At 35.8% G+C, this 6,000-nt stretch carries 9 protein-coding genes; 5 read left to right on the plus strand and 4 right to left on the minus strand.

Annotation, left to right across the window (positions count from 1 at the left end; all coding sequences use genetic code 11):
• The first annotated feature begins 283 nt into the window (after positions 1-283).
• Positions 284-460: a hypothetical protein gene (locus tag J2S77_RS13140; protein ID WP_306978066.1), complete on the plus strand. Its 177-nt coding sequence runs from the start codon at positions 284-286 to the stop codon at positions 458-460.
• A 138-nt stretch (positions 461-598) separates the two neighbouring features.
• On the opposite strand, the gene J2S77_RS13145 is transcribed toward J2S77_RS13140, so the two are convergent.
• Complete coding sequence (locus J2S77_RS13145) at positions 599-1,009, minus strand: NUDIX hydrolase (protein ID WP_306978067.1); 411 nt, start codon at positions 1,007-1,009, stop codon at positions 599-601.
• Positions 1,010-1,636: 627 nt separating this feature from the next.
• Between J2S77_RS13145 and J2S77_RS13150 the strand changes: the two genes are divergently transcribed.
• Entirely contained in the window at positions 1,637-1,876 is a 240-nt protein-coding gene (locus J2S77_RS13150; RefSeq protein WP_306978069.1) for a zinc ribbon domain-containing protein, read from the plus strand.
• Between the two features lie 12 nt (positions 1,877-1,888).
• On the plus strand, positions 1,889-2,848 hold the full coding sequence (locus tag J2S77_RS13155) for a DUF5780 domain-containing protein (protein ID WP_306978071.1): 960 nt from the start codon (positions 1,889-1,891) through the stop codon (positions 2,846-2,848).
• Positions 2,849-2,941: 93 nt separating this feature from the next.
• On the opposite strand, the gene sda is transcribed toward J2S77_RS13155, so the two are convergent.
• From sda to J2S77_RS13170, 3 genes are all read right to left on the minus strand, one after another.
• Positions 2,942-3,103 carry a sporulation histidine kinase inhibitor Sda gene (sda, locus tag J2S77_RS13160; RefSeq protein ID WP_306978072.1) on the minus strand — a complete coding sequence of 54 codons (162 nt, stop codon included), beginning with the start codon at positions 3,101-3,103 and terminating at the stop codon, positions 2,942-2,944.
• Positions 3,104-3,422: 319 nt separating this feature from the next.
• The gene (locus J2S77_RS13165; protein WP_306978073.1) at positions 3,423-3,650 is read right to left on the minus strand and encodes a DUF2188 domain-containing protein; all 228 of its coding nucleotides are present in this window, start codon (positions 3,648-3,650) and stop codon (positions 3,423-3,425) included.
• Between the two features lie 601 nt (positions 3,651-4,251).
• Complete coding sequence (locus tag J2S77_RS13170) at positions 4,252-4,503, minus strand: hypothetical protein (RefSeq protein ID WP_306978075.1); 252 nt, start codon at positions 4,501-4,503, stop codon at positions 4,252-4,254.
• A 207-nt stretch (positions 4,504-4,710) separates the two neighbouring features.
• Between J2S77_RS13170 and J2S77_RS13175 the strand changes: the two genes are divergently transcribed.
• Both J2S77_RS13175 and J2S77_RS13180 read left to right on the plus strand, forming a co-directional pair.
• Positions 4,711-4,992, plus strand: coding sequence for a hypothetical protein (locus J2S77_RS13175; protein ID WP_306978076.1), 282 nt, complete (start codon positions 4,711-4,713; stop codon positions 4,990-4,992).
• 211 nt (positions 4,993-5,203) lie between these two features.
• On the plus strand, positions 5,204-6,000 hold a 797-nt coding region (locus tag J2S77_RS13180; protein ID WP_306978077.1), incomplete at its 3' end, for a PAS domain-containing protein.

Raw genomic sequence — 6,000 nt, forward strand, 5'->3', positions numbered from 1 at the left:
AGTAAGAAAACATTGGTATAGCAATGAAAATGAGCACCAAATTGCTATGCAATTCAACCCTCGTTTTATACAATTTATCTATTGTTTGTATACTAAAACTGAACTACGTATATGAACTTTTTTCAAATATATCAACCGTGATTGGATTTAACGTTTACATCCATCGTTAACATCACCCTTCATTCCATAAAAATCAACCAATGATGTCTATGTATCCTTTTTTAAACCAAAAGGATTATGTTACGTTAAGATAAACATAACACTAAAACTGGAGGTGATTTAGATGGACAATGCTTATCTTCCATTAACGATGCTCGGTCTTATGTTAGTCATGATCGCTTTAGGCTTTCTTGATGGAGTCGGTCTTATTCAATATCTTGTAGCAGGCGCGGGTGTCGTTTTATCTGCAGTGGGCACTTTTAAGTTACTCCGTCATGAGAGAAAGGAAAAAGAAACGTAATGCAATAGTATCGTCATGTTAGGGATAGTATCCTTTCGATGAAATAAAACGCTTGGGTAATCCAAATACCCAAGCGTACTATTTTATATTTTCTTGTAGAACAAAAGCACACGATAGTTGAATATGTATGAAGTATTATTAACCTTGAAATGTATAAGGAGATGATGCTTTAAGTAGGCTATTAACACCATTAGGATGATAAGGCATTAAATCATTAGCTCTTTGTATGTTTACCCATTCAATTTCTGAAATTTCATCTTTATCTATAATTGAAATTTCTCCTTCGATGACTTTTGCTTTAAATGTTATAAATAAAGCGTGATGACCGTTTTCTTTAAACATTGCTTCATTGACAGCTATAATTTCACCAACCTCAATTGTTAAATTTGTTTCTTCCTTAACCTCTCGAATAACTGCTTCTTCTAAAGTTTCCCCTTGTTCCACTGCACCACCAGGAAGAGACCAACTTCCACCCTTGTTATTAACCATAAGGATATTATTCTCATCTTCCTTATAAATAAACGCATATGCTACATCCACTCTAATCATTTCTTACTCGCTCCTATCTATTTCAGGGTTAAATTATCAAAATTATAACAGTCTGTTATTCAACTATATTGCGCCGTTAGTTTAAGCACGTTCTTTCACAAATTCGATATTTATTTTAACATAAAATAAATATTATCCTCTGGGTTTAAAAGATCAACATTGGAAATAACATACAGGTTCACATAGGAAAAAGCACATTGACAACAGTTATTGACATTATGCTATTTCGAATGTTTCACCACCGAAACGGAACTACTTAATGTTATCCCTGGTTTTTTTCATATAGGTAAGGCCAGCAACGGTTGTTACAGCATTCCTATGGTTATGTAAACAAAAAACTACCTTGCTCGGCCAAGCAAGGTAGTTCAAAGAAAGACAGTCAAGAGTAACAACAACCTACGCCTTGTGACGTATAGATTGCTTAGCAGGATGTTCAACGCATCTCTGCTTGCTCTTAATATAATGCTTCTGATTCAGTAATGTCAACCCACATTATAATTATATTGGTTTAGGGTAAGGCTGTGCAACATAGTTGTTTAGACTTAAATAGTCAGAAGAATATGTTGAAAAAATTAGGAAAAATAGCAGATAACAGGAGGGGGTAAAGCATATTTTAGGGGGATTATATTGACTTGTGATAATTGTGATTATAAGAATAAGAAAGGGAGTAAGTTTTGTAATAAATGTGGTCAGGAGTTAAACACTGCTTCCAATGAATCGAAATATGAAACGATTAGACAGCGTAAGCCAATGATTCTGATGGCCTCTATTGTTGTTATTGTTATAGGGCTTTTCGTATCGTTTGCTGTAATATTGAATAATCCGTTAAATGCTTTTGAAAGCCATTTAGAGAACCGTGAGTTTTAAGAAGCACATGTCGTGTTAGAAGAAGAACTCGAAGGTGAAGAGGATATGAGTGAAGCTGAAAGCATTGTCCTTAATGAAAGTGAGAACATTGAAAAGCGTTATATATCGAAAGACTTTGAATTTGAAGATGCTGAATCTTGGCTTAATGAATTAAAAGAATTCGATATGAATGCCTCAACGATTGATGATTCATTGACTCATGTTCAAACGATTGAGGATTCGCGACAAGCATTTAGTGAAGGTGAAACGTTCATGAATGATGGTGAAATACATAGTGCGATATCGCAATTTCAGGACGTTAATGAAAAGGATGAGGGAAATTATGAACAAGCACAGGAACATATTAATGAGTTAAGCCAAGAATTAGAGAGCGATTCACTGAATGAAGCGAAACAATTAGCAAATGAGGAAGACTTTGAAGAGGCTGTTAATGTATTAGAAAAAGCGGATCGTGTATTAGATGATAACGATGATATTGCTACTTTGTTGGACGAGTATGATAAACGTTTAGCAGAAAATAAAGAGCAAGAACGTATTGAGGAAATGAAGAAAGCTAAATCAGATCAGTTAGTTGTGGTTCAAGAATCGAATATCGTTGAACAATCGGCAGAACATAAAGCACTTTATCCTGATATGTTACAAATGATATTGCGAAATGAATCTGATAAAACCATTGAAAATATGGAAGTGCGATTTTTAGTGTATGATGAAGATGGTTATCCCGTAAAAACAAGACCGAGCATGAGTGTATCCGGGAAGGTCCACGAATTTAGAGGTAATGCTGAATCCATTAATGTTCAACCAGGTGAAACATTCGGAAGAGAAAATGGTTGGGAAATCGAATCACCACATGATGCGGAAGAAGTACTTTCAGTCGTCAAAACAGTTGATTTTTATGACGGAACGACGTGGGATAACCCATATTATGACTATTGGATTGAAGAGTACAAAGATGAACCTTTGGGAGATTAATAGCTGTAGGTCATATTACCTGAAGGTTAAGTGATGAATCTTGATGAAATATCCGTGGATACATCTTTATTTTGAAAGTAACATCAATCAATATCAATCCTCTTGTGGTTGAGTTTCATCAATTGTTATATCAACCGGATTAAACTTTCTGTATCGCAACTCTTTCTCTAATAGATTAATAAATTCTTGTTCTGCTTTGGCTATTTTAGCTCCTTGATAGGCCCTGATTAAAGCGTGATCGTCTAATTGAAACATGGTTTGTGACCTCCTGTTGTGTTGTTTAATATTTAAATACCCTATATGGTTATAGCTCAAAAAGTTTCTGGGTTCAATAGATGCATGTATATAGTCACAAAATCGTAATAAATTAGATGTGAAAGATCAAAAAGGAAGTTAAAACAGGCACAAGGTGTATGTGGATGGTGTTGATTTAGGAAGTAGTGATAGGAAGAGGATGAGCGGTAGTTTTGGTAGATTGTTTTAGCTAAGTTTTAAAGCACATAATTATGAAGCAAAGCACCCACCTCAAACAATGATGTTAGGTAAGTGCTTTGATGAAGATTATAGTTAAAGTTTAGCCACGCGGAGGGTAGGGATCGTTACCGTAACTACGTCTCTCGCGAATACGGCCATCCTTACCATGTATGATAAGTTCTGATTTATAATTTTTGGCTAAGTCTTCGCCATAATTTATTGCTTCTTGTTGTGTTTGTGTGATTTTACTTGCCCTTGTATTACCTGCTCTCTTCACCTGCCAACCGTCATCATGAGGTAATACATGTATATTATTTTGGTTAGACATAATAATCAATAGCTCCCCTTTTTTTAATTTTGGATGGATGCATTTCACATTATCATTATTTTGTAATACAATAAGACAACAATATTTTTTCATGCCCCTTGTTTATGCCGTTACATAGACAAGGGTTTTTTTATCTTGTTTGGCGATTAATCCGTCTAATCTCTCGTTCCAAGTCTCTTGTAGTACGGTCAATCTTTCGCTCCTGTTGCTTCAATTTATTTTTTATTTGTGCTTTGCTCATTCTCGTCATCTTTCCACCTCCTTTGATCATAGATTCTCAACCTTTGTCACCTCCTTTTCATTTCCAGTTTATATTATACATAGAGGAGCAGTGTATATCAATATATAGTGTTTTTAAATATTAATTATTTCTACATATAGTATATAAGGTCAAACGGTTAGTTGTTTGTCAAATGTTTTGTTCCCTTCATTTGTATAATGTGGTGAGATGATAATATGACGTATTTTAGTCAATCGAAAACGAGATGGTGATTGGAACGTGATTTAGAGGTTTGAGATGTTATTAGGTTTGCTATGTTCGGTGATGATATTGATTTGGTGGGGATTGCGGTTATGTATAGGGGTGACCACCCCATCTTGGTTAACGAAGCGTTTCTAAATCGATGTCGAGAATTCGAGCTGTTCTCTCTCGATGATTAAACGCATTATTGGCCCACATACGTTTAATGGCCTTTTCTAAAGCAAAGCGATTCTTATAAAATTTTGGGTGCTGTTTCTTGTAGTAAAAGCGAACCCCAAAATCAGTTGAGCCAGTTGCTTTGCCAATTTTGAGCAGGGTTTCATCGCTTAATCCCTTAACAAGATCCGGAAAATCAATGTACGATTGGTTCATGATTTGCCTCCTTCAATATGTGATGATTCGATTATAGTTTATGGCTTTGGGTGATACAATGCTTTAGATGTTTGAGGGTGTTGGAGGTTTGAGTAGTCGTATCAAGCAACCCAACATTTTCTTTTAGTGCGTCTGCGTGATAAGGTGATGGTAAGCTAACTTTCAATAACCTGATTCATGCTATAACGAGCATGGGTCAGGTTATTTGTGTGTATAGTGTGGGCAGGTGTTGACTTATCATGGTCGATTGACGATGTTCCCATGAGCGCGGGAACAGATGAATCATTTAGTGTAGAGATTAACCCTGAACCACGCGTCTTAGATGAAGTTCATGAAGATATGGCTAATCCATATGCGGATAACACAGCTGAAACATCGGTTGAGGTTCGTGAAAATACAGAACCATTTGTATGTGAGACACGTAACACGGATAACCAATGGACAACCGATCATGAGATTTATGAGTATGAAGGCGAGTGGGGAAAATAGAGGGAGAGAAAAAAGGTATAAGGGTTGATGGTGTTAGGAAGATAACATGAAGGGATTGTATAATAATCAATACATATATATAATTGACAGGTCCTTATAGGATATTAATCAATTCGCATTCGAAAATCGTATGACTAAACAATGTTTTAAAATGATTGAATATGGGAATGAAACGTTAGTCTTAGTTATATTAGCATGAAGGAGGGTTAATATGAGTGATCAAGATGAAATAGTGCCGGAAACGTTATCGTTAGAGGCATATCGATCTATTGTGGCGTATAATCCTGATTCCGTATTAGTTGTATCAATTGATAAAACAATAATAGAGGTTAATAACCGCGCGACAGAACTGCTTGGCTATTCTAAAGAGTCATTAGTTAACCAGAGCTTTCACAGTTTATTTGAAAATGAGGACCGTATCAATCAGCTGTTTGGTGATGTTCGACAAGGATATTCAGGTGAAGAGGAACTTGTCGTCCATTTAAAGAACGGAGGCGCAACACATTTAAGCATCAAGTACATGCCTATGTTCCAACAAGATGCTTTAATAGGTGTTTTTATTGTTTTACGTGATATTTCGACCCTGTATCAGACGCATGAATCGTTACAATATACGAAAAACATGTTTGAATCGTTATTTCATCATACGTCAAATGCGATTGAGTCTTTTGATATGCAGGGCATTGTAGTAGACATTAACCCTGCATTTGAACGCATTTTTGGCTGGCAAAGGCAAGAAGTCATCGGAAAGCCGTCGCTATTTCAAGCGTGGTTACATGACATGAGTGATGAATTTGACGCTTTAACGGACTATAACGCAACAATCACAACTAAACATGATGAAAAAATAACCGTTAACCTTGCGATATCTCCTATTATCGACAGACATGATAACATAACAGGTTATACAGTGGTTGCACGCGATGTTACTAAACAAAAACAATTGCAAGAGCAATTATCTGAAAGTGAAGAACGTTATCGCTTAGTAGCAGAAAACACCTTAGATGT

The organism is Alkalibacillus salilacus (genome assembly GCF_030812915.1).
In the GTDB taxonomy this organism is placed as follows: domain Bacteria; phylum Bacillota; class Bacilli; order Bacillales; family Alkalibacillaceae; genus Alkalibacillus; species Alkalibacillus salilacus.

Coding starts and splice junctions, on each gene's coding strand:
- J2S77_RS13140 (WP_306978066.1), top strand. CDS start 284: ATGGACAATGCTTATCTTCCATTAACGATGCTCGGTCTTATGTTAGTC.
- J2S77_RS13145 (WP_306978067.1), bottom strand. CDS start 1,009: ATGATTAGAGTGGATGTAGCATATGCGTTTATTTATAAGGAAGATGAG.
- sda (WP_306978072.1), bottom strand. CDS start 3,103: ATGTTTCAATTAGACGATCACGCTTTAATCAGGGCCTATCAAGGAGCT.
- J2S77_RS13165 (WP_306978073.1), bottom strand. CDS start 3,650: ATGTCTAACCAAAATAATATACATGTATTACCTCATGATGACGGTTGG.
- J2S77_RS13170 (WP_306978075.1), bottom strand. CDS start 4,503: ATGAACCAATCGTACATTGATTTTCCGGATCTTGTTAAGGGATTAAGC.